Below are 24,752 nucleotides of genomic sequence, written 5' to 3' on the forward strand. Positions count from 1 at the left end.
GTCAGCTCTCCTGTTTTTCTATATCATATTTCGTAAATTTAAGATAGACTTGCCCAGATTCAGTGGACGTTCTGATGCCAGTCGCACTATCAGAAGGAAATATACGAGATGTCATGACCTTCTCACCGTCATTCAGAAAAATCTCAATACTCGATTGATCGACAAAGGCATGAATTCTCTTTAAATGATTATCTAAAGTGACTGAACGTGTGAAATCGTTGCCATAAGTGCTAAGAATCCCACTATCAAAACGATCCAGCGTGAATTGACGGCTCGCATGATTATAGATCAACCTAGTTGCTTCTCGCTTAGATACACGCAGTTCAATATAGAATTCAGTTGATTCGTTCTCTAAAATATCTATAACCATTTCGTAGCAGTCGCCTTCGTAAGGATGTAGACGGATATCATGCTTCATCGCATAGCCTTCCGCAGTTTCAGACTTACCGCGCCATTTCTTGACTAAAGGATGAGGACGTTGTATCACTTTCTCTTCTTCAAAAGAGAGCAGCCGAGGAATAGTGAAGCAATGGGCAGTATACTCTACATTCGACTGTCTGATACAGCCGATCAGTATGGGTGCACCTTCAGCGCCGTACGTTATCTGCGGCGCATAAAAATCAAAGCCATCATCCCATCTCTGATTCACATTAAAGTCATCATCATCTGAATCATCAAGTATGATGACCGGTCCATGTGTCACAAAGTGAATAAGATCAGGAGAAGTAAGATGATATCTATATTTAAGTCCGGACATTGGAAGCCATTCATAGAAAAGATGATAGAGTCCGTCCAGATAGACGAAGCCTGCTGGTCTATTCAGCATTCCAGCTGAAGGCTGAATATGAAAATGCTGCCGCCATCTTGAATCTGCGGTCTCCTGGCGCACGTTTTCATTTTCTGTTATATAGCGTTTTTCTCGCATCCATTCCACTTTACGCACTCCCTTATCGATAGTTCAATTACTTTAAAATATAACATCGACAGACAAAAAAAACCATCTCATAATCAGATGGTTTAATCTTCTTTCAGTTCTTCTTCTAGTAATTTCTGTTCACCTTTTAAATACATACGATAGCCGACGTGACTGATCTGAATACTGATTTCATATAAGACGACCATAGGCAGTACAAAGATGACGTAAGTCATCACATCAGGCGGCGCTATAATTGCGGCAATGACCATCAGGAAGAAGTAAGCATATTTACGGTTCTTCTTCAGAAAAGCAGGTGTGACGATACCAAGTCGCGTCAGGAAGAGCAGCAGGATAGGCAGCTGAAATACAAATCCGAATGGAATCGTAAACTTCAGGAGTTCGTTAAAATACTCTCTGACCCCAATAATCTGCTTGACGCCCATTTCGTTTGCAAGTCCAATCGTAAAGTGAATCATATAAGGAAATATAATAAAGTAGCTGAATGTAAGGCCTGCTACAAATAAGACAAAACTGACTGGAATATAACTGAGCGTCGCGCGTCGTTCCTGCGGATGCAGGCCAGGCGAGATAAACGCCCACAACTGATAGAGAATAACTGGCGATATCAATAGAACAGCTATCAGCATGATGACACTGATATAAATTGACAGAGGATCCGTTACCTTAAAATAATGCAGCGTGATTTCAGCAGGAACATCATCTTTTGTTAAAAATCGTGTGACCGGCTTACCGAAATAAAAGCCAACGATGATGCCGCCCATCAGAAAATAAGCAACGATCATCAGACGTTTTCTAAGTTCGTCTAAATGCTCAACTATCGTTAATTCATCTTTATTCATCTGAAGGTCTTCCCTCCTCATAACAAAAGCGACAGTGACTGTCGCTTTTTTCAATCATTATTTACGTACGTCGTCTTTATCATGGTCTTTCATGATACCATCTGTCGCATCTTTGAATTCCTTGAGTGAAGAACCCATTGCACGGCCAAATTCAGGCAGTTTCTTCGGTCCGAAGATAATGAGTGCAACCACACCTAGAAATATTAAAATAGCAGGTGATGCAACACCTAATGTATTAGCATACAGCATAGTGTACCTCCTAATGATTTTTCATAAAGAATATAAGAGACTGGAGTTCTACACCTAAATCAATATGGTGTACCTGGACATCTGATGGAACATTTAAGCGTTCCGGTGTAAAGTTTAATATACCTTTTATTCCGGCTTTTGTCACTCTATTTGCTATATCCTGGCCAATTTTTCCCGGCACAGTGAGAATGACTACTTCTATCCCCATTTTCTCGACGACTTCTTCAAAATCGTCCATGTGCTGGATATATATTTTACCGATTTTTTCACCGACAACATTGGGTGCGATATCAAACGCCGCTTCTATCTGCATACGGTCACTGATCGAGAAATTATAGTTGACGAGGGCATGACCCAGATGACCGATACCAATAATCGCTACTTTCGTCATCGTATCCTGCTGCAAGGTTGTTTTGAAGAAATTCAGTAAATATTCTACGTTATAGCCATATCCTTTTTTACCAAGCTCTCCGAAATAAGAGAAATCTCTTCTGATTGTCGCTGAATCGATTTTTAATCCTTCGCTCAGTTCCTTTGAAGAAACACGATCAACTTTTGCGCTATGAAGCGTATTGACGAACCGGTAATAAAGGGGCAGGCGCTTGAGTGTCGCTTTAGGAATCTTAACTTCAGCTTTTGGCACACTGTTCACCTTCTTATTTTAATTGTGACTTTTTTCACAGTACCTAAATTATAACATGCCTGCCCTTGACTGACTATGTGAAATTCAGCCCTTTTATTTCATGTCACTCATCAATCATGTAAAATATAAATGAGGTGAAAATATGATTTTATTACAGGCAAGTCAACTCAATAAATCATTCGGCGGAGAAGATATCTTCACCGATGTTAAAATAGAAATAAAGACAAACGACCGCATCGCTATTGTCGGACGTAATGGTGCCGGTAAAACAACGCTGATGAAAATCCTGGCAGGCGCTGAGTGTTACGATAGCGGACACTTGATGCGGGCTAAAAATATCAATATCGGTTATCTGACTCAGCAGATGACGCTTGATGCTGAAGGTACAGTGTACGAGGCGATGTTGAAGCCATTCAGTCATCTACAGGACATGGAAAGGAAACTGACAGGTATCACGACTTATCTTGCTGAAGAAAGTGATAAAGCAGGTACAGAAGAATATGCTGACAAGCTGTCGGAATTCGAGAAACTGCAGCTGCAGTTCGAAAGTGCAGGCGGGTATCAGTATGAACATAAGATTAAGACCATTCTGACAGGACTGAATTTCAGCTCTGCTGATTTCGATCAGAAAATTGACTACTTCTCAGGCGGCCAGAAGACAAGACTCGCCCTCGCGGAGATGCTGATCAGAGATCCGGACCTGCTGATGCTGGATGAGCCGACCAACCATCTAGACATGGAAACTACTGCATGGCTTGAAAACTATTTGACGACCTATCAGGGCGCTATCGTCGTCATCTCCCATGACCGTTACTTCCTGGACAAAGTCGTTAACACGGTATACGATGTCGCACTCGGACGTGTTATGCGTTATGTCGGTAACTACTCCAAGTTCCTGAATCTGAGAGATGCCTTCTACGAGAAAATGTCTGCTGAATACGAACGTCAGCAGGCAGAGATTGAACGTCTGGAGACTTTCGTCCAGAAAAATATCACTCGTGCCTCTACAAGTGGCATGGCTAAAAGCCGCCGTAAAATACTGGAGAAGATGACCCGGATTGAAGCCCCTAAGCTTGATGACCATTCTGTCAACCTGCAGTTTCATATTGACCGTGAATCAGGCAATGATGTCCTGGACGTAAAAGCGCTGGAGGTAGGTTACGATAGCCCTATCACTGCTCCCATCACTTTTGACGTCAAAAAACAGGATGCCATCGCAGTTATCGGTCCCAATGGTATTGGCAAAACAACCTTGATTAAGACGATTGCTAAAAAATTAGAAAAACTGAGCGGTGACATTAAATACGGTGCCAATGTTTCGATTGGTTACTACGACCAGAAGCAGGCAGAATTTAAGTCAACGAATACAGTTTTAGAAGAACTGTGGCAGTATTATCCTGAGGTGCAGGAGAAAGATGTCAGAGCAGTGCTTGGCCGCTTCCTGTTTGTGCAAGATGATGTCAAAAAAGTCATCAATGATCTGTCAGGCGGCGAGAAAGCCAGACTGCAGCTCGCAAAACTGAGTCTTGAGAATAATAATGTCCTGATTCTTGATGAGCCGACCAACCATCTGGATATCGATGTAAAAGAAATCTTGGAACAGGCCCTTATGACTTATCCCGGCACTATTCTTTTTGTGTCGCATGACCGTTTCTTCATCAATCAGATTGCGACAAAAGTACTGAATATTACACATTCAGGTGCGAGTCTTTTCCTCGGGGATTATACTTATTTCATCGAAAAAGAAGAGGAACGTCTGGCGCACGAAGCGTACCAGGCAGTCGAAGAAGAAACAGTGACACCAAAACAGACGGACTATGCAGAAAATAAAGCGCAAAGGAAAGAACGCCGAAAAATAGAACGCGCACTTCAGCAGCTGGAAGAAAATATTGAAGAGTACGAAGCACGTATTCAGGCCATTGAACTCGAACTGACGCAGCCCGATGTATTCAATGATTCACAACGCAGTTACGAGCTGCATCAGGAAATGGTTGATCTTCAGAATAAACTGGAAACAGCAATGGAAGAATGGGCTGAACTAGAAGAAGCAGAATAACTCTGCTTCTTTTTTCTATTCACAGAGTTATGCACAGTAAAAACAGCTTTATAACAGTAATCCACAAAGTTATTAGACTTATCCACAGAATTCAGACAATTTCTGTTGTTTATTTTTGTGTAAAATGGTCACTAGACAAAAAGTTATCCACAATCAGTTAACAACTTGTGTACAAGTACGTATGTTCGTATCCATAAAAAAACGCCTGATTTTTATAAATCAAGCGTACTTTTTCCATTTAAATTGAGGTCTGCTCTGACATTTTTTATGTAATAATAGTAAGCTGCGGCACCGATCATCGCAGCATTATCTGTACAGAGATTGAGCGGAGGGATACGCAGATTGATATCACGCTCTTTTGCCATCGCATCAAGTCTTGCTCGTAATCCCTTGTTCGCTGCGACCCCGCCGCAGACAATCAGTTCATCTATATGATATTCTTCCAACGCTTCAAACGTCTTCTGTGTTAAGACGTCAATGACACTGGCCTGAAAGCTTGCAGCAACATCTTCGGATGGTACTGTCTCGCCTTTTTGTGCTTTATTGTGCAGCGTGTTGATGACAGCACTCTTCAGACCACTGAAACTGAAATCATAGCCTTCAAGTACTGGACGCGGAAAGTTCAGTGAATCCTGTCCCTCAGCTGCAAGTCGGTCGACGTGCGGTCCACCTGGATAAGGTAGATTGATGGTACGTGCTACTTTATCATAGGCTTCACCTACTGCATCATCTCTCGTCTCACCAATCACTTCAAAGTTCAGATGGTCACGCATGATGACAAGCTCTGTATGCCCGCCAGAAACAATGAGTGCCAGCAGGGGGAACTTGAGCGGTTCTTCTATATGATTCGCATAAATATGCCCTGCAATATGATGAACTGGAATCAGCGGTTTCTGATGGCTCAGTGCCAGTGCTTTAGCCGCATTGATTCCAACGAGAAGCGCACCAATGAGTCCCGGGCCTTCCGTCACTGCGACAGCATCGATATCAGCCATCGTTATATCAGCCGTCTTTAGCGCATCCGCAATCACTGTCGTGATATTTTCGACATGATGCCGGCTCGCGACTTCAGGTACGACGCCGCCAAAACGTTTATGTGATTCAATCTGACTGTTGACGCTATTGCTTAACACTTCACGGCCATTTCTCACAACACTGACAGCTGTTTCATCACAGCTTGTCTCTACTGCTAATATTGTAATATCATTCATCTCTTAACCTCACCCACATCACTTTTGCATCCTGCCCGGCACCATAATAGTCACGACGAAGGCCTCCATAAGAAAACCCCATTTTCTCATATAGTGCTCTGGCAACTGCATTTTCTTCTCTGACTTCGAGACTCATCATCTCACAAGTGAGACGGGCATAGTTCATGATGTATTCTAATAAGATTTTGGATAAGCCCATGCCACGCTTATCTTCACGTATCGCAACAGTCGTTATCTGTGCCTGATCGATAACGATCCACATCCCCAGATAACCGATGACCTCTTCTTCTGCTTCCACGACAAAATAGTGCCCAAACTCGTTTTTCTCCACTTCGTGATAAAATGCATCAATCGACCAAGTACCAGACGGAAAACTGCGTTTCTCTATTTCATGCACAGCGGGAACGTCTTCAACCGTCATCTTTCTGATTGTTAATCCTGCTTGTTCAGCCAATTGCGTTCCGCCTCCGTCATTCTTAAATAAGTCGGCTCAAAGCCATGAACATCTTCCGGATGCTCAAAATCAGCTATACGTCGCATCTCAGCACTACGCGGAATACAATAAAAGACCGGTCCTTTAAGCTTATCTTTCAACTTGACTGCATCCATTCCTATAAAGAGATAAGGCATGTGCTGAGCCTTCAAATAATGATTAAGATCATCTATAGTCATATAGCGGTCTTCTATCATCTGTTCTACTGCCGTCCCTTTAAATCGGTAAATGCCGCTGTAGACAGCATCTCTTCTTGCATCAATGACGGGCACCAGAAGGAATTCATGCATTCTGACAGTCGCGGCTAGTGCTTTAAGAGAAGATACGCTGTACAGCGGGATATTGAGTGTATAGGCGAGTGTCTTTGCAGTGGTTACCCCTATCCGAAGTCCAGTATAGGAACCCGGTCCTGCACTGACGATGATCCCTTCAAGTTCTTTCATTTCTAAATCAGCATGTTTCATGACCATCTCAATCATCGGCATTAAAGTAATCGAATGATTGATTTTTTTCGCACTATTGAATTCAGCCAGAACTTCTATGCCATCGGTTACACTGACAGATAAAGGCTGATTCGCCGTATCAATATTAAGTAATTTCACGATAAGACCTCCAGTACAGTTTCATAACGTTTGCCAGTTGCAGTGAGAATCACTTCTCTGGTTGTCTCAGACACTCTGTTGATCTCAATCGTCATATAGCTATCAGGTAAAAATTCTTCTATCATCTGTGGCCATTCAATGAGCGTCACACCTTCACCATAAAAATAATCATCAAATCCCAGGTCTTCTTCTGCATCTTCAAGTCGGTAGCAGTCCATATGATGAAAAGGCAGGTGTCCTTGATAAGATTTAATAATATTAAAGGTTGGAGAATTAATGGTTCGCGTCACACCGAGTGCTTGTCCAAAGAATTGACTGAACGTCGTTTTTCCCGCACCTAAATCTCCTTTTAACAAGTACACATCGTTCGCCTGTGCTTGAACAGCGAGACTTGATGCAAGTTTCTTCATGTCTTCTAATGAATCTATTATGATATGCATTCCATCACCTTCGCTTCTATTCATTCCTATCTATTATACTAAAAAAGAATATAAAAAAAAGAGACCTGACAGGTCTCTTTCTATTTGCCCGGCAACGTCCTACTCTTGCGGAACGTAAGTCCAACTACCATCGGCGCTAGAGAGCTTAACTTCTGTGTTCGGTATGGGAACAGGTGTGACCTCTCTGCCATCATCACCAGACAGGGTGAGAATATTATACTCTCAAAACTAGATAAGTAAGAAGAAATTGATTCACAAGCTCACCGAGCTTAAAAAATCTGATATTTGATTAAGTCTTCGATCGATTAGTATTCGTCAGCTCCACACATTACTGTGCTTCCACCTCGAACCTATTGACCTCATCATCTTTGAGGGATCTTATAACCGAAGTTGGGAAATCTCATCTTGAGGGGGGCTTCATGCTTAGATGCTTTCAGCACTTATCCCGTCCATACATAGCTACCCAGCTATGCCGCTGGCGCGACAACTGGTACACCAGAGGTATGTCCATCCCGGTCCTCTCGTACTAAGGACAGCTCCTCTCAAATTTCCTACGCCCACGACGGATAGGGACCGAACTGTCTCACGACGTTCTGAACCCAGCTCGCGTACCGCTTTAATGGGCGAACAGCCCAACCCTTGGGACCGACTACAGCCCCAGGATGCGATGAGCCGACATCGAGGTGCCAAACCTCCCCGTCGATGTGAACTCTTGGGGGAGATAAGCCTGTTATCCCCGGGGTAGCTTTTATCCGTTGAGCGATGGCCCTTCCATGCGGAACCACCGGATCACTAAGTCCGTCTTTCGACCCTGCTCGACTTGTAGGTCTCGCAGTCAAGCTCCCTTGTGCCTTTACACTCTGCGAATGATTTCCAACCATTCTGAGGGAACCTTTGAGCGCCTCCGTTACTCTTTAGGAGGCGACCGCCCCAGTCAAACTGCCCGCCTGACACTGTCTCCCGCCACGATAAGTGGCGCGGGTTAGAAAGTCAACACAGCCAGGGTAGTATCCCACCAGCGCCTCCACGTAAGCTGACGCTCACGCTTCAAAGGCTCCTACCTATCCTGTACAAGCTGTGCCGAATTTCAATATCAGGCTGCAGTAAAGCTCCACGGGGTCTTTCCGTCCTGTCGCGGGTAACCTGCATCTTCACAGGTACTATGATTTCACCGAGTCTCTCGTTGAGACAGTGCCCAAATCGTTACGCCTTTCGTGCGGGTCGGAACTTACCCGACAAGGAATTTCGCTACCTTAGGACCGTTATAGTTACGGCCGCCGTTTACTGGGGCTTCAATTCGTAGCTTCGCGAGATGCTAACCACTCCTTTTAACCTTCCAGCACCGGGCAGGCGTCAGCCCCTATACGTCACCTTACGGTTTTGCAGAGACCTGTGTTTTTGATAAACAGTCGCTTGGGCCTATTCACTGCGGCTCTTCAGGGCTTGCACCCTAAAAAGCACCCCTTCTCCCGAAGTTACGGGGTCATTTTGCCGAGTTCCTTAACGAGAGTTCGCTCGCTCACCTTAGAATTCTCATCTTGACTACCTGTGTCGGTTTGCGGTACGGGCACCTGATATCTAACTAGAGGCTTTTCTTGGCAGTGTGAAATCAACGACTTCGCTACTTAATTTCGCTCCCCATCACATCCTGACCTTACGAGTGCCGGATTTGCCTGACACTCAGTCTCAATGCTTGGACGTACATAACCAACAGTACGATCGCCTATCCTTCTGCGTCCCCCCATCGTTCAAACAATCTCAGGTGGTACAGGAATATCTACCTGTTATCCATCGCCTACGCCTGTCGGCCTCGGCTTAGGTCCCGACTAACCCAGAGCGGACGAGCCTTCCTCTGGAAACCTTAGTCAATCGGTGGACGGGATTCTCACCCGTCTTTCGCTACTCACTCCGGCATTCTCACTTCCAAGCGCTCCACATGTCCTTACGGTCATGCTTCGACGCCCTTGGAACGCTCTCCTACCATTGTCCTACGGACAATCCACAGCTTCGGTAATATGTTTAGCCCCGGTACATTTTCGGCGCAGCGTCACTCGACTAGTGAGCTATTACGCACTCTTTAAATGATGGCTGCTTCTAAGCCAACATCCTAGTTGTCTGGGCAACGCCACATCCTTTTCCACTTAACATATATTTTGGGACCTTAGCTGGTGGTCTGGGCTGTTTCCCTCTCGACTACGGACCTTATCACCCGCAGTCTGACTCCCGCATTAAATTATCTGGCATTCGGAGTTTGTCTGAATTCGGTAACCCGAGGGGGGCCCCTAGTCCAAACAGTGCTCTACCTCCAGTAATCATCATGCGAGGCTAGCCCTAAAGCTATTTCGGAGAGAACCAGCTATCTCCAGGTTCGATTGGAATTTCTCCGCTACCCACACCTCATCCGCTCACTTTTCAACGTAAGTCGGTTCGGTCCTCCATTCAGTGTTACCTGAACTTCAACCTGGACATGGGTAGATCACCTGGTTTCGGGTCTACGTCCTGATACTCATTCGCCCTGTTCAGACTCGCTTTCGCTGCGGCTCCGCATCCACTGCTTAACCTTGCATCAAAACGTAACTCGCCGGATCATTCTACAAAAGGCACGCCATCACCCATTAACGGGCTCTGACTACTTGTAAGCACACGGTTTCAGGTTCTATTTCACTCCCCTTCCGGGGTGCTTTTCACCTTTCCCTCACGGTACTGGTTCACTATCGGTCACTAGAGAGTATTTAGCCTTGGGAGATGGTCCTCCCGGATTCCGACGGAATTCCACGTGTTCCGCCGTACTCAGGATCCACTCAGGAGGGGACGACTTTTCGACTACAGGACCTTTACCTTCTATGGTTGACTTTTCCAAAGTCATTCGTCTAAATCGTTCCTTTGTAACTCCGTGCTGAGTGTCCTACAACCCCAGGATGCAAGCATCCTGGTTTGGGCTCTTCCCGTTTCGCTCGCCGCTACTCAGGGAATCGAGTTTTCTTTCTCTTCCTCCGGGTACTTAGATGTTTCAGTTCTCCGGGTGTGCCTTCTCATATGCTATGTATTCACATATGGATAACATGACATAACTCATGCTGGGTTTCCCCATTCGGAAATCTCTGGATCAGTGCTTACTTACAGCTCCCCAGAGCATATCGTCGTTAGTAACGTCCTTCTTCGGCTTCTAGTGCCAAGGCATCCACCGTGCGCCCTTAATAACTTAATCTGTTATTAATAATGTGATGTCTGTATGAATACAGACGCGCGATTTTTTGAGAATTCAATAAATGAACTCACTCGGTTTTGCTTGGTAAAATCTTTTTTCTTCTTACTTTATCTAGTTTTCAAAGTACAATTTTAAATGGTGGAGACTAGCGGGATCGAACCGCTGACCTCCTGCGTGCAAAGCAGGCGCTCTCCCAGCTGAGCTAAGCCCCCAAAAAGGTATATTAAACTATCAATGGTGGGCCTAAATGGACTCGAACCATCGACCTCACGCTTATCAGGCGTGCGCTCTAACCAGCTGAGCTATAGGCCCATTTGAATGAATGAACATTCAAAACTGAATACAATATGTCAGACGTTATTCCGAAGGAATTAAGATTCCTTTTCCGTATTATCCTTAGAAAGGAGGTGATCCAGCCGCACCTTCCGATACGGCTACCTTGTTACGACTTCACCCCAATCATCTGTCCCACCTTCGACGGCTAGCTCCTAAAAGGTTACTCCACCGGCTTCGGGTGTTACAAACTCTCGTGGTGTGACGGGCGGTGTGTACAAGACCCGGGAACGTATTCACCGTAGCATGCTGATCTACGATTACTAGCGATTCCAGCTTCATGTAGTCGAGTTGCAGACTACAATCCGAACTGAGAATGGTTTTATGGGATTTGCTTGACCTCGCGGTTTCGCTGCCCTTTGTACCATCCATTGTAGCACGTGTGTAGCCCAAATCATAAGGGGCATGATGATTTGACGTCATCCCCACCTTCCTCCGGTTTGTCACCGGCAGTCTCTCTAGAGTGCCCAACTGAATGATGGCAACTAAAGATAAGGGTTGCGCTCGTTGCGGGACTTAACCCAACATCTCACGACACGAGCTGACGACAACCATGCACCACCTGTCACTCTGTCCCCCGAAGGGGAACGCTCTGTCTCCAGAGTTGTCAGAGGATGTCAAGATTTGGTAAGGTTCTTCGCGTTGCTTCGAATTAAACCACATGCTCCACCGCTTGTGCGGGTCCCCGTCAATTCCTTTGAGTTTCAGTCTTGCGACCGTACTCCCCAGGCGGAGTGCTTAATGCGTTAGCTGCAGCACTGAGGGGCGGAAACCCCCCAACACTTAGCACTCATCGTTTACGGCGTGGACTACCAGGGTATCTAATCCTGTTTGATCCCCACGCTTTCGCACCTCAGCGTCAGTTACAGACCAGAGAGCCGCCTTCGCCACTGGTGTTCCTCCATATCTCTGCGCATTTCACCGCTACACATGGAATTCCACTCTCCTCTTCTGCACTCAAGTCTCCCAGTTTCCAATGACCCTCCCCGGTTGAGCCGGGGGCTTTCACATCAGACTTAAGAAACCGCCTACGCGCGCTTTACGCCCAATAATTCCGGATAACGCTTGCCACCTACGTATTACCGCGGCTGCTGGCACGTAGTTAGCCGTGGCTTTCTGGTAAGGTACCGTCAAGGTACGTTCAGTTACTAACGTACTTGTTCTTCCCTTACAACAGAGTTTTACGATCCGAAAACCTTCTTCACTCACGCGGCGTTGCTCCGTCAGACTTTCGTCCATTGCGGAAGATTCCCTACTGCTGCCTCCCGTAGGAGTCTGGGCCGTGTCTCAGTCCCAGTGTGGCCGATCACCCTCTCAGGTCGGCTACGCATCGTCGCCTTGGTGAGCCGTTACCTCACCAACTAGCTAATGCGCCGCGGGTCCATCTGTAAGTGACAGCCGAAACCGTCTTTCACTATTCCACCATGAGGTGGAAAATATTATCCGGTATTAGCTCCGGTTTCCCGAAGTTATCCCAGTCTTACAGGTAGGTTACCCACGTGTTACTCACCCGTCCGCCGCTGACTTCAGAGGTGCAAGCACCTCGTCTGTCCGCTCGACTTGCATGTATTAGGCACGCCGCCAGCGTTCATCCTGAGCCAGGATCAAACTCTCCATAAAAGTGTTTGATAAAGCTCTTTGATTGGTTAAGCCAATCACTCTTTGACATTGTACAAACTCGCTACGCGAGTTCGCAAATGCGACTAGCGATTAAAAATCGCAGTCTTATTTGGAATTAACGTTGACATATTGTCATTCAGTTTTCAATGTTCATTTATTTAATGGAGCGGGTGATCGGAATCGAACCGACAACATCAGCTTGGAAGGCTGAGGTTTTACCACTAAACTACACCCGCATATATAATTTTAAAAAGTAGTGCGGTCGAGAGGAGTCGAACCTCCACGGGTATTACACCCACCAGATCCTTAGTCTGACGCGTCTGCCATTCCGCCACGACCGCTCGTTAGCAGATAACTTTTATGTTGTCGTCTGTTTTAGCGACAATATTTATTATATAACCTTCAAGTTTTAAAGTCAACACTTTTGTTTAACTTTTTTAAAAGATTATGACCCCTACGGGATTCGAACCCGTGTTACCGCCGTGAAAGGGCGGTGTCTTAACCGCTTGACCAAGGGGCCTGTTGTTTTAGCAACGAATACTATCATAAAACGTTTCGAAGCTGATGTCAACACTAAAAAAGAATTAATCAGTAATTTTTTAACTACTGACTAATTCTAGCTTTCCGTGGCATTTGCCACACCTGTATCTATCGATATTGATACGTCTTTTTCGCTGGTAATGTATACCACATTGACTGCAGCGGTATATAAGATATTGCTCCTTCGTGACAGGGGCACAGTACCTAGGAGCGCCGGTTTCTTGGCAAAGCGTTTTGAAATCCTGGTCTCGATGTCTGTAGCCTTTCCCTTCCAGATGCAGATGATAGTGACACAGTTCATGCTTAATAATGGCTATCACTGCTTCTTCGCCGTGTACTGCTAATTGTCTGGGATTAATCTCGATATTGTGACTTAAGAGCATATAGCGCCCACCTGTTGTTCTTAGACGCCGGTTAAAAAGAGCCTCATGCTTAAATGGCTCATGAAACACTTCCTGCGATACTGTCATCACAAGCTTCTGCAGTTCATGATCTGTCATTTTGGCTCTTTCATCGCGAGCCCTACTTTACCCTTATCCAGATCCACCGTCTCTACCCATACTTCCACTATGTCACCAACACTGACGATATCTGTCGGATGCTTGACGAAACGTTCAGACAGTTTTGAGATATGGACAAGTCCATCCTGTTTGACTCCGATATCTACAAAAGCACCGAAATCCACTACATTCCGAACCGTTCCGGATAGTTTCATTCCCTTTTTCAGGTTTTCAAGTGACAGGACGTCAGATTTAAGGAGAGGGACTTCATAATCTTCCCGCGGATCCCGCCCCGGCGCAATGAGTGCTGTGATGATATCTTGTAATGTCAACTCGCCGATATCAATTATCTGCGCCATATCAGCAGTATTCATGGTCTGAAGCTTCGATTTGAGCGCTTCTGTTCCAAGTTCACTGATGTGACTATCCAACTCATCAAGCAGCTGGTAAGTTGCTTTGTAACTTTCAGGGTGAATCGCAGTCTGATCAAGAGGCTCTGAACCGTCCAGTATTCTTAAGAAACCAATACTCTGCTCGAATGTCTTAGCACCAAGTCGAGGAATCTTCGCAATTTCTTTATGATGACGAATAGGTCCATTCTCTTCCCGGTATTTGATGATGTTATTTGCAACCGCTGTCGAAAGTCCTGAAACATGCTGCAGGAGTGGCAGAGAAGCCGTATTGACATTGACACCGACCTGGTTAACGGCTGTTTCGACGATAAAGGACAGAGATTCTGTCAGAGACTTCTGGTTGACATCATGCTGGTACTGGCCGACACCAATTGATTTCGGATCAATTTTAACAAGTTCACTGAGCGGGTCCTGTACACGACGTCCGATTGAAACGGCACTTCGTTCTTCTACCTTAAAATCCGGGAACTCCTGACGTGCAAGGTCACTTGCAGAATAGACAGAGGCCCCTGCCTCATTAACGATGATAAATGCTGCTTTTAATTGATGCTTTTTAATCATCTCAGCGACAAACTGTTCTGTTTCCCTGCTCGCTGTACCATTACCGACGGCAATCAGTTCAACGTTATACTTTGTGACCATATCTATAAAGATTTTTTCTGCTTCAGCTTTCTTACTAACTGGCGGGTGCGGATACATGACAGACTTTGCTACAAATGTACCGTATTCATTGATGACTGCAAGTTTACAGCCTGTGCGGTAAGCAGGATCAACGCCGAGTATCACTTTACCTTTTAATGGCGGCTGCAGCAGTAAGTTTTTCAAGTTAACCGAGAAAATCTCAATAGCCTGTGCTTCTGCTTTTGTCGTCAGCTCGCTTCGGATTTCTCGTTCGATAGAAGGCAAAATCAGACGCTTCAGACTATCGGTAATGATTTCATTATAGAGGTCGTCATTCTGAGTTGTCTTTTTAACGAACTGTTTCTTAATATAACGTTCCTGGCGCTCAAGGTCGTGTTCTATAGAGACTTTGAGCACACCGAGTTCCTCACCCCGATTGATGGCAAGTGTACGGTGAGGAACCACTTTACTGATACGTTCACTATAATCGTAGTACATTTCAAAGACTTGTTTTTCATCTTCTGCATTTTTCTTTTTGCTTGAATGGAGCTCCCCGTAATCCTGGACGGATTTCAAGATAAAGGCTCGATATTTCGGATCATCTGCAATCACCTCTGCTACGATGTCCATTGCACCTTTCAGCGCCTCTTCTACTGTGTTCACTTCGTCACTCAAATAATTTTTTGCTTCCATTCGATCAAAGTCCTCGAACTTCAGCAGCCTGTCAGCAAGCGGTCCTAAATTTTTACGCTTCGCTTCTGTCGCCCGCGTTTTCTTTTTCTGCTTGAAGGGCCGATATAAATCTTCTACACGCTGTAGCTTCGTCTGTTTCTGGATATCTTTTCTTAAATCTTCAGTGAGCAGGCCCTGTGCATCGATGGCTTTAATAACATCTTCCTTACGTTTCTGCAGGGCAGCCATATAGCTGTATTCAGTCTCGATTTCTTTGATCTCTACTTCATCTAGCCCACCTGTCACTTCTTTTCGGTAACGGGCGATGAAAGGTACTGTATTCTTCTCTTCCAGCAGGTTCAGCACCGCTTCTATCTGCCCATTCTTATAAGGTAGTTTTTCTATGATTAAATTGATGATTGCTTTCTCCATCTTCTCGCCTCCAGTCCATTTATTTTAACACAAAAAAAGACACATGCTGTTAAGCATATGTCTAGTTCCCCTCCTGTACAGCGTCTCTCAGTTTCTTGATCGCTGTACGCTGAAGTCTTGATACATGCATCTGGCTGAGGCCGACCTTCTCGCCGGTTTCTTTCTGGCTGAGGCCTTCGATGAATGTACATTGTATAATCTCTCTTTCACGGTCTGACAGGATAGGAAGAATCTTGATTAGGATCATCCGTTTCTCAGTTAAATCGTAGCCTTCCTCCTGCTGCCCCATCACGTCAAGTAGCGTGACAGTAGAACCGTCCTTATCCGCTTCAATAGAATGGTCGACGCTGAGCGCATTATAGCTCTGTCCCATCTCCATCGCTTCCAGAACTTCTTCGTCTGTTACTTCAAGATAATCAGCAATTTCTTTAATCTGCGGAGAACGTCCAAGCTGGTTGGTCAGTTCATCCGTCGCCTTCTTGATTTTCGGTCCAATCTCCTTGATACGGCGCGGTACATGCACACTCCACGTCTTATCTCGCAGATAACGTTTAATCTCACCGATAACAGTCGGCACAAGAAACGCTTCAAATTTTCTTTCAAATGAAACATCAAAACGATTGATGGCACCGAGTAATCCGACCATCCCTACTTGAACCAGGTCTTCGTGATGACTTTGTCCTTTAGAATAGCGATAGGCAAGTGATTCCACGAGTTTTTTATAGTGTTCAACGAGTGTGGTCTGTGCCATTTCGTCCTTTGTTTCCTGATAAAGCTTGATCCAGGCATTAATCTGCTCTGGAGAAATGTCGTTAAATGATGTTGACTCTCTCGCCATCAGGTTGCACCTGCTCTCCTGCTATGTACTTAGTCATGCTGATTGTGACACCGGCATCTTTCTTAACGTTCACTTCATCCATCAATGATTCAATTAGGAACAGTCCTAGTCCTCCTTCACGAATAAAATCAATGTTTTCATCTTCTTTATAAGGTCCGAGTTCTGATTTCGTTTCTTCGTAATCAAAACTTTGACCTGAATCTGATACAATGACTTCCACTTTTTCGTCGAAGATCACATAACCGACTAACACATCACCTTTTACTTCGCCTTTGTATGCATGTTTAATCGCATTCGTTACAGCTTCAGAAACAGCAATTTTTGAATCTTCGATATCGTCATATGAAGCGCCCGCCCTGTTCAGAATGCCTGATAACGTCAGACGCACGAGTCCTACATATTCAGCTGAAGCCGGAAAACGCATCTCTATATAATCATAATTCGTCATATTAAACCTCCGTCTCCGCATTCACGTGCATCAGTTCTTTTAAACCTGTGATATCGAATAATCTTTCGATACGACTGTTAGCCCCTAATACATAAAGTTCATGATTATGTTTGTTAAGTTCTTTTAATGTACCTACAAATAAACCAAGACCTGTTGAATCCATATAGCTGACCTCTGAAATATTCAGGTGAATGTCATGAGTTCCTTTTTGGTGTAAAGGCTGAAGAACAGCCAGCAGTTCAGGGGCTGTATAGACATCAAGCTCTCCTGCTACTTTAATTTCATAAAATGTATCATGTTCGATTGTATCAATATTCAAGTTCATTACATACACTCCTAGTTACACTATAATTTTGTCTAATTTAAATACGTAAAATTCAATTAAAAATACCCTTTATCTGAATCATTAAACATTAATTGACTCTTTTAATTAAAAGAATAGTCAGATCATCCCGTTTTTTAGGGTCCTGAATCTTGATCAGTTCTTCGTAGACCACCTGCACGATGTCCTGTGGATGCAGATGTTTATAAGTTCTAATCAGCTCAAGCAAATCTTCAGTCCGAACAAACTCACCTGACAGACGCCGTATTTCTGACAGACCGTCCGTAAAGACAAGTATCATATCACCGATATTGATGTCATGTTCTTCCTGATCATAACGAGTCGTCGGATTGACACCTAATACGATACCGCGAGCACCCATCTCTTCGAAGCTGTCCGTCTTTTCGCGGTAGATATAACCTGGTTCATGACCTGCGGAACTATAATAGAACTTACTGCTGATTTCCTCGTAGAGCCCGTAGAACATCGTCACGAACATATTCTGATTGACGTTCTTCTCCACAACCCTGTTAAGACGTTTCAGACCATCACTTGGGAGTTGTGAGTGTCCATATGAATCCATTCCAAACTTAATCATACTCATGGCAAGAGCAGCTGGAATCCCTTTCCCGATGACATCTGCGACCGCGAAACTCATCGTGCCATCATGATGATCGATCAAGTTGTAATAGTCTCCATTTACGCGCTGTGCGGGCACACTGATCGCACCGATTTCAATGCTGTTCAGTTTCGGAATCTTGGTCTTCAGCATCATGGACTGCAGACTTGCTGCAATATCCATTTCTTTATCATGTGCTTCCATCTTTTTGACCAGTGCTTTGTAGTCGCGATAAGAGAAGCCAAATCCAATGACCATCTCAAGTAATACGTCCATCGACAGCTTCATCTCTTCAGCAGTCAGCTCTTTTTCAAGCGTTAAATCTTTATGTAAGGAAACAATTTCTTCCGGAGAAATGTCGTTTTCAATCGCTTCAAAGCTCAGGTTCTGAATGCCGTCCAGATCCTTTTCATTTTTTGATTCGATATAACGATCCAATATTTTTTCGTAATTAACGACAAGTTCATCTATATGATTCATTCCATTTGCCTCCTTTCCAACTAAAAAGACTTTAGTCATCCTAAAGTCCACGATAAGTATCTCTTTTAATTCATTGAGTAAGTCCGAGACTGATTTCAAGCGCCTGGTTCACTTCATGCATTTTTTCCGCAGAGAGAACAGTCAGCTTCTCAATCAACCGATTTTTATCAATCGTTCTGATCTGTTCAAGCAGTATCACTGAATCCTTATCCAGATGATGATTGGTTTTACCAATCTCTACATGGGTCGGAATACGTGCTTTATTGATTTTCGCTGTGATAGCAGCCACGATAACAGTCGGACTGTACTTATTCCCGACATCGTTCTGAATAATGACAACAGGACGCTTACCGCCTTGTTCCGAGCCTTTGACAGGGGACAGATCAGCCAGGAAGACTTCGCCGCGCCTCATCTACTCACCATCATCAGATAAGAAATACATTTCGCTCTTTTCACATACTTCACTTTCAAGATCGAATTGCTCATAAGAAATGATTAAATTAAGTTCAGCCATAGATTCATAGCCTTCAGCTAATAATTGATCAAATTTCTTCATGATTAACCTCCTAAGTAAATCAACATAATCATATCAAACGCATATAAAAAAAACTACTTTTATTTTAATAATGTATTCTTCGCGGTTGACTGATTATCCGTATAGTAAACACGTGGCAGCCTTTGTCCAAGGTTACAGAGCACTTCATAGCTGATTGTTGACTGTTTCTTTTCTGCCACTTCCATTGACTGGTGAGTATTCATCTTGTTATCGATGATGAGCACTTCATCTCCCAGTTTTACTTGATCAGAGACACGGATCATCGTCTGATCCATACAGACACGACCGACAATCGGTGCATCTTCTCCTGCCACGCTGACCGAGTAGCCCGACATAGAACGAAGAAGTCCGTCGGCATAACCGATAGGAAGTGTCGCGATCCGTTCATTCTGTTCTGCTTCGTAATGACTGCCGTATCCGATTTTCGTACCAGCCGGCACATCTTTGATGAAGTTGATTTCACTCGTCAGCTTCATGACCGGCTTCAAGTTAATATCAGTGAGTGTTTTGATGAACGGCGATGGATAATAACCATACATCGCAATCCCCAACCTAACTGCTGTACAGTCCGCCATTTCATATCGGAGCGCAGCAGCAGAATTCTGACTGTGGATATAACGCGGTTTGTCATAAGCATTCACAATCTCCATAAATGTCTCATGCGCCTGTTCAGCAGAATCATTGTCCATATCCGCACAGCTGAAATGGGTATAAACACCTTCAAAGTCCAGCAGTTCACTTTGTTTGATGCGTACAAGTACCCGGCCATACTCTTCTTTATCTCGTATACCGATACGATTCATACCTGTATCAAGTTTCACATGAACGGTGAGGGTCCTGTCTAAATGTTGAATGGCTTCAGTCAGCCAGGCTTCATCAGGCAAAGTGACCGCTATATTTGAAACGGCAGCCCGTTTGACATCTTCTGGTCTGATGACACCTAACACGAGTATGTGTGCGGTAATATCATTTTTGCGCAGTTCAAGTGCTTCATCTAATGTAGCAACTGCAAAGAAGTCAACACCTTGTTTTCTGAGGTGTTCAGCGACTGTCACTGCTCCCATGCCATAAGCATTTGCTTTGATTACTGCAATGGTTTTCTTATCAGGATGCAGACGCGCTACAGCCGCATAATTATCATATAAATCATCTAAATTGATATGGAGTACACTCTGACGATAATAATTCATTATTATCCTCCTCTTACTTTTCTTCTATTATAACGAATGCAGTCGCCACTGTGTGAGAATGAGCGATTGAAACATGAACTTTATATTTCGCGTCCTCGATGTACGGCTGACCTGCCGCGTTGTTCAAACAGCAGATATCATTAAAGCGGAACTGCTGTCCAATGCCGGTACCATAAGCTTTTGCGTACGCTTCTTTTACAGCGAACCGACCCGCAACAAAAGAGACCTGTCTCGCTTCATGACTAAATGTTTCAAGAACTTTAATCTCCTCCGGATGCAGGATACGCTTGATGAACTTCTCTGACATCAGTCCGCTGATTCGTTCTATTTCAATCACATCTGTTCCAATTCCTATTATCATCTGCCAGTCCACTCCAAACGATTCACTGCTTCATCAATCACTTTTTTAATATGCTCCGCCTCCGTACTATTGATCAGTTCAATCTGAGTTGCTCCACCCGCTGTCGTTACCTCGACGCTTTTTAAGTTAAAACGCTTCATAATCGGACCGACTTGTGTTTCTACATTTTGAATACGGACAAAAGGAATAATCGTCTCACGTTTGATGAAGATACCAGAACGAGTGATCAGTTCTGTTTCACCTACTTGATATTCATGCGTCCTATAAGCGATACGCGGCTCGATCCAGATAAACCAGATCATCTGAAGGACATTAAGAGCCCCAAAACCCGCCACAACCATCAAGGGAATCCAGTCGAAGAAGAAATGTCTGACGGCCGCTAAACCTATGAGTAACGCCAGCAGTATAACTGTCCAGATGGTATTCGCTATACGCCATACTTTTATGGCAGAAGCATCAGCTTTCTTCATATTGTCTGACCTCCTTCTCTAAAAACCAGTCATAAATACGTTCTGCATCTGCTCTTTCTACTAGTTTAAGCGATGCATCCGTAAAAAGCGAACCCGCTGATACACGTAAGACAATTGACGCGAGATGCGCTTTTTCCAGAAAATAATGATCGGTGACATGAACGCTGATCAGCCGGTCTTCTTTCAACTGGTAGATAGTGCTGGAAAACAGACCGGTCTCACGGACAGTGATCTGATTATCCTGAATCTCGTATCCTGAATAACGGTAACGCATCCAGCCTGATATAAACGTCAGAATCAGCAGGACAACACCGATGATCCACGCTTTATCGAACAAATAATACTGCACGAGCCCTGTGGCGACAATAATCACGAGCCAGTACCACTGAATATAGCGTCTTAGCGACCGTTTCGGGATAATGCGTTCCACTTCATTATAATAGTAGTCGGGAACAAGCTGTGCCATCACCTGAAGACCTTCCTTCCGCTTAATAAAAGGCAGAACATCAATCTGTCCAAGGACATTGTCGTCTTCTGATTCAAGGGCGGCATCACTTGTTATGGTCACCCGGAAACTCGTATAGCCGAGCCATTGTCTAAGAAAGGATTTCTTCTCTTCAACCGCCTGAATTTGTTTGACGACAACAATACGTTCCTTGACCTCAAAAAGTCCATGTCTGATTTTCAGACGCTCACCATCGTAAGTCAGTTCATAATTAAAATATTTCAGTGCAGTGACAAAGATACCGATGATGTAGCTCAGTAACAGGCCTAGAATCACAGTAACCGCTATTGAATAAAAACTTGAACCGATCTCTTTCTGAAGCGGTGACAATCTTTCACTGATATGAAGAATCTCATCAACCTGTGAATACAAGCCGAATACAACAGCAAGCACTGTCCCCATCGCCCCACTCGTCACACTCATCAGCATGATATCTTTAAATTTCAGCTGGTAGTAGGATTGAAATGCTGAAGGCTGATGAACTTCCTCTACAGCATCACCCAGATTATTTTTTCTTGTTTCAAGATAATGGGTCAGCTCATCTGCCGCTCGTTTAGAGATGGTATCCAGCTTAATACCGTCTCCCGGTGTCTTAATATCCAGGATGACGCCTCCGAAAATCTGGTTGACTATATTACGCGTCGTTTCAACGGACTGAATGCGGGCAATATAAAGTTCCTTTGTTGTCACTGACAGAATACCGCTTTTGACAAATAATTTATCATCAGCGATCCAGTAGGTGGTCGTCAGCGCTTCGATGATACCAAGTACGATACTGATGACGGCGAAGAAGAGCAGAATGCCAGGGAAAATAAGATCGCCGATATCATTCAGATTAAAGCCGTTCTTTAAGAAAAGAAAACCAGCAAGCAGAATGGTCAGGAAGTTATCTTTGACGGATTTAAATATCTTTGACAGATAAGTGATGGGATGCAGACGTCTAGTCTCAGACATAACTGCTCACCTCCTTGATTCGTTCTGTAATCTGTCTGGAGATATGGCGGGCGGTCTCCGCATCAACATAAGGTAGCGCTACCGACTCTCCACTCGTGATGACATTGACTTTAGACAAGCCGAGTGTTTGAGCAATCGGTCCTGTACTGATTGTGACGTACTGAATGCGGTCCATCGGAATAGCTGAGCGCTGATGCCAGAACAGACCCTGTGATATCTCTATCGATACGGCATTCAGTCTATAAGCTGTATAACGATAACGGATAGCCGGGGCTACCAGGGAGAAGAGGAACATCAGGGCAGGTAGTACATAGATAAAAATCAGCTGGTCGAACCAGGACCAGTGAATAATCCCATAATGAACACCATAGGCTACCAGTAAAAGCAGCGCTGCTATGATCAGATAATGATACATTTTAAGCTGTTTGACCTGCAGGGGCTGTTTAATCATTTCAGTTGTTGAACGCATAGTTAACCTCCTCTTTTCAATCAATTATACCAAAAATAGGATATCGATGACGGCACAAAAAAGAGCCGCACTTTTCAGTGCGGCTCTCAGTATTATTTCTTGTGATCAGCGAATGTACGCCCTTTGAAGTTCTTAGATTTACCTGCTGCCGGTTTACGACGGCGGTTATCTTTAGAATCACGGTTTTTGAAGTTACGGTTACCACCGCCACCGTTACCACCACGACGACCATAAGATGATTTGCCACCTTTACGGCCAAGCGGTTTTTCGAATGTCAGTTGAACATCAACATCATTGTTAGATTGAATCAGTTCCTGCAGTAATGATGTCACTAATTTAACATCGCCGTATTCTTCAATCAGACCTTGCGCGATTGTTTCAATACGTTCTTCAGATGGTTTAGCTACCCATTCCGCTACTTTTTTCTTAACGTCGCTCTCACGTGATTTCATGACTTCACCTGGTGTAGGTGGACGAAGAGCTTTCATCGTACGATTTTTCTCTTTTTCGATCTGACGGATATAATCCATTTCAATCGGGTTGACGAATGAAATCGCCATACCATGTTTACCTGCACGGCCTGTACGTCCGATACGGTGTGTATAACTTTCAACGTCCTGAGGGATATCGAAGTTATAAACGTGTGAAACGCCTGAAATATCTAATCCACGTGCTGCAACATCTGTTGCGACAAGGATATCGATAGAATCATTCTTGAATTTTTTCAGTACTTCAAGACGTTTCGCCTGTGTGATATCACCATGAAGACCTTCTGCACGGTAACCTTTAGAGATCAGTGCACTTGTCAGCTCATCTACACGTCGTTTAGTACGACCGAAGACAATCGCAAGGTCCGGGCTGTGAACATCAAGGAAATTCGTAAATGTATCAAATTTCTCAAGTTCTTTGACGATTGTATAGAATTCGTCGATATCCGGATTAGAATCAACGTTTGTCATTGTCTTAACAACAACTGGGTCCTTCATGAACTTCTGAACAAGTTCCTGAATGGCTTTAGGCATTGTCGCTGAGAATAATAACGTCTGACGATTCTCTTTCGGTAATTTATCCATGATAAAACGCATATCATCGATGAAGCCCATGTTCATCATTTCATCTGCTTCATCAAGAATCAGTGTCGTCATCTGTTCTGTTTTCAGTGTACGACGGTTTAAGTGGTCGATAACACGTCCTGGTGTACCGACTACGATTTGAGGTTTTCTTTTTAATTCACGAATCTGACGGTCGATCGGCATACCGCCGAATACAGTCACAACCTGAACACCTTGTCCACGGCTGAATGCTTTTAACTGGTCTGCTACTTGTACAGCCAGTTCACGAGTAGGCGCGAGTATTAAACTCTGAATGCCTTCGTGCTGCTTCACTTTCTCAATTAAAGGTATACCGAATGCACCTGTTTTACCTGTGCCGGTCTGCGCTTGTCCTAATACATCTCTGCCAGCCATAGTATATGGAATACTTTCAGTCTGGATCGCTGTAGGTTCTGTAAAACCTAACTTCTCTAGCGATTGGATTGTAGGTTCGCTAATACCTAAGTCTCTAAATTTTTGCAAAATTATTTCTCCTTTTTCTGTTCGCTTGCTCTACGTGTGAATTTTCACTATGCTCTCGCGTTAACTTCTCTATACTACCATCTAACCAAGTGAATAGCAAACGCATTTATCTGAGAATGAAAGGAAAAGAAAGGAAACCGTCTTCATCCAGACAGTC

The 24,752-nt window shown here is 44.3% G+C and carries 23 protein-coding genes, 5 tRNA genes and 3 rRNA genes; 1 reads left to right on the forward strand and 30 read right to left on the reverse strand.

Annotation, left to right across the window (positions count from 1 at the left end):
* Nucleotide 1: 1 nt before the first annotated feature.
* The 4 genes from MGG13_RS09620 to MGG13_RS09635 all read right to left on the reverse strand — a co-directional run bounded on the left by MGG13_RS09620 (nt 2) and on the right by MGG13_RS09635 (nt 2,668).
* A complete protein-coding gene (locus MGG13_RS09620; protein WP_420827896.1) occupies nt 2-934 on the reverse strand; it encodes a GH32 C-terminal domain-containing protein in 933 nt (310 codons plus the stop codon).
* A gap of 83 nt (nt 935-1,017) precedes the next feature.
* Nucleotides 1,018-1,776, reverse strand: coding sequence for a twin-arginine translocase subunit TatC (gene tatC / locus MGG13_RS09625; protein WP_239034739.1), 759 nt, complete (start codon nt 1,774-1,776; stop codon nt 1,018-1,020).
* A 57-nt stretch (nt 1,777-1,833) separates the two neighbouring features.
* Nucleotides 1,834-2,025, reverse strand: a complete 192-nt coding sequence (gene tatA, locus MGG13_RS09630) for a twin-arginine translocase TatA/TatE family subunit (RefSeq protein WP_239034740.1) — start codon at nt 2,023-2,025, stop codon at nt 1,834-1,836.
* A gap of 10 nt (nt 2,026-2,035) precedes the next feature.
* Entirely contained in the window at nt 2,036-2,668 is a 633-nt protein-coding gene (locus MGG13_RS09635) for a redox-sensing transcriptional repressor Rex (RefSeq protein ID WP_133432828.1), read from the reverse strand.
* A 142-nt stretch (nt 2,669-2,810) separates the two neighbouring features.
* Here MGG13_RS09635 and MGG13_RS09640 point away from each other — a divergent pair, with 142 nt between their 5' ends.
* Nucleotides 2,811-4,724 (forward strand): ABC-F family ATP-binding cassette domain-containing protein, encoded by a 1,914-nt coding sequence (locus MGG13_RS09640; RefSeq protein WP_239034741.1) that lies wholly within the window; start codon nt 2,811-2,813, stop codon nt 4,722-4,724.
* A 212-nt stretch (nt 4,725-4,936) separates the two neighbouring features.
* Here the strand turns inward: MGG13_RS09640 and tsaD are convergent, their stop codons facing one another.
* The 26 genes from tsaD to cshA all read right to left on the reverse strand — a co-directional run bounded on the left by tsaD (nt 4,937) and on the right by cshA (nt 24,595).
* Nucleotides 4,937-5,935: a tRNA (adenosine(37)-N6)-threonylcarbamoyltransferase complex transferase subunit TsaD gene (gene tsaD / locus MGG13_RS09645; protein WP_239034742.1), complete on the reverse strand. Its 999-nt coding sequence runs from the start codon at nt 5,933-5,935 to the stop codon at nt 4,937-4,939.
* Nucleotides 5,928-6,356 (reverse strand): ribosomal protein S18-alanine N-acetyltransferase, encoded by a 429-nt coding sequence (rimI, locus tag MGG13_RS09650; RefSeq protein ID WP_133432835.1) that lies wholly within the window; start codon nt 6,354-6,356, stop codon nt 5,928-5,930. The genes tsaD and rimI overlap by 8 nt, the downstream gene beginning before the upstream one ends.
* 11 nt (nt 6,357-6,367) lie before the next feature.
* Complete coding sequence (gene tsaB, locus MGG13_RS09655; protein WP_239034743.1) at nt 6,368-7,030, reverse strand: tRNA (adenosine(37)-N6)-threonylcarbamoyltransferase complex dimerization subunit type 1 TsaB; 663 nt, start codon at nt 7,028-7,030, stop codon at nt 6,368-6,370.
* Nucleotides 7,027-7,470, reverse strand: coding sequence for a tRNA (adenosine(37)-N6)-threonylcarbamoyltransferase complex ATPase subunit type 1 TsaE (gene tsaE, locus MGG13_RS09660; protein WP_420827918.1), 444 nt, complete (start codon nt 7,468-7,470; stop codon nt 7,027-7,029). Before tsaE ends, tsaB begins: the two co-directional genes overlap by 4 nt.
* An 86-nt stretch (nt 7,471-7,556) precedes the next feature.
* A 5S ribosomal RNA gene (gene rrf / locus MGG13_RS09665) occupies nt 7,557-7,671 on the reverse strand.
* A gap of 84 nt (nt 7,672-7,755) precedes the next feature.
* Nucleotides 7,756-10,678: ribosomal RNA gene (locus MGG13_RS09670) — 23S ribosomal RNA — on the reverse strand.
* Nucleotides 10,679-10,814: 136 nt separating this feature from the next.
* Nucleotides 10,815-10,890: transfer RNA gene (locus MGG13_RS09675), tRNA-Ala, on the reverse strand.
* A 23-nt stretch (nt 10,891-10,913) separates the two neighbouring features.
* Nucleotides 10,914-10,990, reverse strand: a tRNA-Ile gene (locus MGG13_RS09680).
* A gap of 88 nt (nt 10,991-11,078) precedes the next feature.
* Nucleotides 11,079-12,631, reverse strand: a 16S ribosomal RNA gene (locus MGG13_RS09685).
* The 16S, 23S and 5S rRNA genes sit together here with 5 tRNA genes alongside, the layout of an rRNA operon.
* A gap of 162 nt (nt 12,632-12,793) precedes the next feature.
* Nucleotides 12,794-12,867, reverse strand: a tRNA-Gly gene (locus tag MGG13_RS09690).
* Between the two features lie 21 nt (nt 12,868-12,888).
* Nucleotides 12,889-12,972 (reverse strand) — tRNA-Leu (locus tag MGG13_RS09695).
* Nucleotides 12,973-13,079: 107 nt separating this feature from the next.
* A tRNA-Glu gene (locus MGG13_RS09700) sits at nt 13,080-13,151 on the reverse strand.
* A gap of 79 nt (nt 13,152-13,230) precedes the next feature.
* A complete protein-coding gene (locus tag MGG13_RS09705; protein WP_239034744.1) occupies nt 13,231-13,671 on the reverse strand; it encodes a SprT family protein in 441 nt (146 codons plus the stop codon).
* Nucleotides 13,668-15,809: a Tex family protein gene (locus tag MGG13_RS09710; RefSeq protein WP_239034745.1), complete on the reverse strand. Its 2,142-nt coding sequence runs from the start codon at nt 15,807-15,809 to the stop codon at nt 13,668-13,670. Before MGG13_RS09710 ends, MGG13_RS09705 begins: the two co-directional genes overlap by 4 nt.
* A gap of 61 nt (nt 15,810-15,870) precedes the next feature.
* A complete protein-coding gene (gene sigB / locus MGG13_RS09715) occupies nt 15,871-16,647 on the reverse strand; it encodes an RNA polymerase sigma factor SigB (RefSeq protein ID WP_239034746.1) in 777 nt (258 codons plus the stop codon).
* Nucleotides 16,622-17,095, reverse strand: a complete 474-nt coding sequence (gene rsbW / locus MGG13_RS09720; protein ID WP_133432844.1) for an anti-sigma B factor RsbW — start codon at nt 17,093-17,095, stop codon at nt 16,622-16,624. The genes sigB and rsbW overlap by 26 nt, the downstream gene beginning before the upstream one ends.
* 1 nt (nt 17,096) lies before the next feature.
* On the reverse strand, nt 17,097-17,420 hold the full coding sequence (locus tag MGG13_RS09725) for an anti-sigma factor antagonist (RefSeq protein ID WP_239034747.1): 324 nt from the start codon (nt 17,418-17,420) through the stop codon (nt 17,097-17,099).
* A gap of 88 nt (nt 17,421-17,508) precedes the next feature.
* Nucleotides 17,509-18,507, reverse strand: coding sequence for a SpoIIE family protein phosphatase (locus MGG13_RS09730; protein WP_239035715.1), 999 nt, complete (start codon nt 18,505-18,507; stop codon nt 17,509-17,511).
* A gap of 79 nt (nt 18,508-18,586) precedes the next feature.
* Nucleotides 18,587-18,928: a type II toxin-antitoxin system PemK/MazF family toxin gene (locus MGG13_RS09735; RefSeq protein WP_133432177.1), complete on the reverse strand. Its 342-nt coding sequence runs from the start codon at nt 18,926-18,928 to the stop codon at nt 18,587-18,589.
* On the reverse strand, nt 18,929-19,072 hold the full coding sequence (locus MGG13_RS09740) for an antitoxin MazE (protein ID WP_133432176.1): 144 nt from the start codon (nt 19,070-19,072) through the stop codon (nt 18,929-18,931).
* 59 nt (nt 19,073-19,131) lie between these two features.
* Nucleotides 19,132-20,262, reverse strand: coding sequence for an alanine racemase (alr, locus tag MGG13_RS09745; protein ID WP_239034748.1), 1,131 nt, complete (start codon nt 20,260-20,262; stop codon nt 19,132-19,134).
* Between the two features lie 13 nt (nt 20,263-20,275).
* Nucleotides 20,276-20,623 (reverse strand): holo-ACP synthase, encoded by a 348-nt coding sequence (acpS, locus tag MGG13_RS09750; protein ID WP_133432174.1) that lies wholly within the window; start codon nt 20,621-20,623, stop codon nt 20,276-20,278.
* Entirely contained in the window at nt 20,620-21,093 is a 474-nt protein-coding gene (locus MGG13_RS09755) for a PH domain-containing protein (protein ID WP_133432173.1), read from the reverse strand. The genes acpS and MGG13_RS09755 overlap by 4 nt, the downstream gene beginning before the upstream one ends.
* Nucleotides 21,080-22,552 (reverse strand): PH domain-containing protein, encoded by a 1,473-nt coding sequence (locus MGG13_RS09760; RefSeq protein WP_239034749.1) that lies wholly within the window; start codon nt 22,550-22,552, stop codon nt 21,080-21,082. Before MGG13_RS09760 ends, MGG13_RS09755 begins: the two co-directional genes overlap by 14 nt.
* A complete protein-coding gene (locus MGG13_RS09765; RefSeq protein WP_133432171.1) occupies nt 22,545-23,021 on the reverse strand; it encodes a PH domain-containing protein in 477 nt (158 codons plus the stop codon). Before MGG13_RS09765 ends, MGG13_RS09760 begins: the two co-directional genes overlap by 8 nt.
* 92 nt (nt 23,022-23,113) lie before the next feature.
* Nucleotides 23,114-24,595, reverse strand: a complete 1,482-nt coding sequence (gene cshA, locus MGG13_RS09770) for a degradosome RNA helicase CshA (RefSeq protein ID WP_239034750.1) — start codon at nt 24,593-24,595, stop codon at nt 23,114-23,116.
* Nucleotides 24,596-24,752 lie beyond the last annotated feature (157 nt).

The organism is Macrococcus brunensis (assembly GCF_022343725.1).
Lineage (GTDB): Bacteria > Bacillota > Bacilli > Staphylococcales > Staphylococcaceae > Macrococcus > Macrococcus brunensis.

Excerpts from the sequence above, each read along its gene's own strand:
- tatC (WP_239034739.1), bottom strand. The coding sequence starts at position 1,776 with ATGAATAAAGATGAATTAACGATAGTTGAGCATTTAGACGAACTTAGA.
- tatA (WP_239034740.1), bottom strand. The coding sequence starts at position 2,025 with ATGCTGTATGCTAATACATTAGGTGTTGCATCACCTGCTATTTTAATA.
- MGG13_RS09640 (WP_239034741.1), top strand. The coding sequence starts at position 2,811 with ATGATTTTATTACAGGCAAGTCAACTCAATAAATCATTCGGCGGAGAA.
- tsaD (WP_239034742.1), bottom strand. The coding sequence starts at position 5,935 with ATGAATGATATTACAATATTAGCAGTAGAGACAAGCTGTGATGAAACA.
- rimI (WP_133432835.1), bottom strand. The coding sequence starts at position 6,356 with ATGACGGTTGAAGACGTTCCCGCTGTGCATGAAATAGAGAAACGCAGT.
- tsaE (WP_420827918.1), bottom strand. The coding sequence starts at position 7,470 with ATGCATATCATAATAGATTCATTAGAAGACATGAAGAAACTTGCATCA.
- MGG13_RS09705 (WP_239034744.1), bottom strand. The coding sequence starts at position 13,671 with ATGACAGATCATGAACTGCAGAAGCTTGTGATGACAGTATCGCAGGAA.
- MGG13_RS09710 (WP_239034745.1), bottom strand. The coding sequence starts at position 15,809 with ATGGAGAAAGCAATCATCAATTTAATCATAGAAAAACTACCTTATAAG.
- sigB (WP_239034746.1), bottom strand. The coding sequence starts at position 16,647 with ATGGCGAGAGAGTCAACATCATTTAACGACATTTCTCCAGAGCAGATT.
- rsbW (WP_133432844.1), bottom strand. The coding sequence starts at position 17,095 with ATGACGAATTATGATTATATAGAGATGCGTTTTCCGGCTTCAGCTGAA.
- MGG13_RS09725 (WP_239034747.1), bottom strand. The coding sequence starts at position 17,420 with ATGAACTTGAATATTGATACAATCGAACATGATACATTTTATGAAATT.
- MGG13_RS09735 (WP_133432177.1), bottom strand. The coding sequence starts at position 18,928 with ATGAGGCGCGGCGAAGTCTTCCTGGCTGATCTGTCCCCTGTCAAAGGC.
- MGG13_RS09740 (WP_133432176.1), bottom strand. The coding sequence starts at position 19,072 with ATGAAGAAATTTGATCAATTATTAGCTGAAGGCTATGAATCTATGGCT.
- alr (WP_239034748.1), bottom strand. The coding sequence starts at position 20,262 with ATGAATTATTATCGTCAGAGTGTACTCCATATCAATTTAGATGATTTA.
- acpS (WP_133432174.1), bottom strand. The coding sequence starts at position 20,623 with ATGATAATAGGAATTGGAACAGATGTGATTGAAATAGAACGAATCAGC.
- MGG13_RS09755 (WP_133432173.1), bottom strand. The coding sequence starts at position 21,093 with ATGAAGAAAGCTGATGCTTCTGCCATAAAAGTATGGCGTATAGCGAAT.
- MGG13_RS09760 (WP_239034749.1), bottom strand. The coding sequence starts at position 22,552 with ATGTCTGAGACTAGACGTCTGCATCCCATCACTTATCTGTCAAAGATA.
- MGG13_RS09765 (WP_133432171.1), bottom strand. The coding sequence starts at position 23,021 with ATGCGTTCAACAACTGAAATGATTAAACAGCCCCTGCAGGTCAAACAG.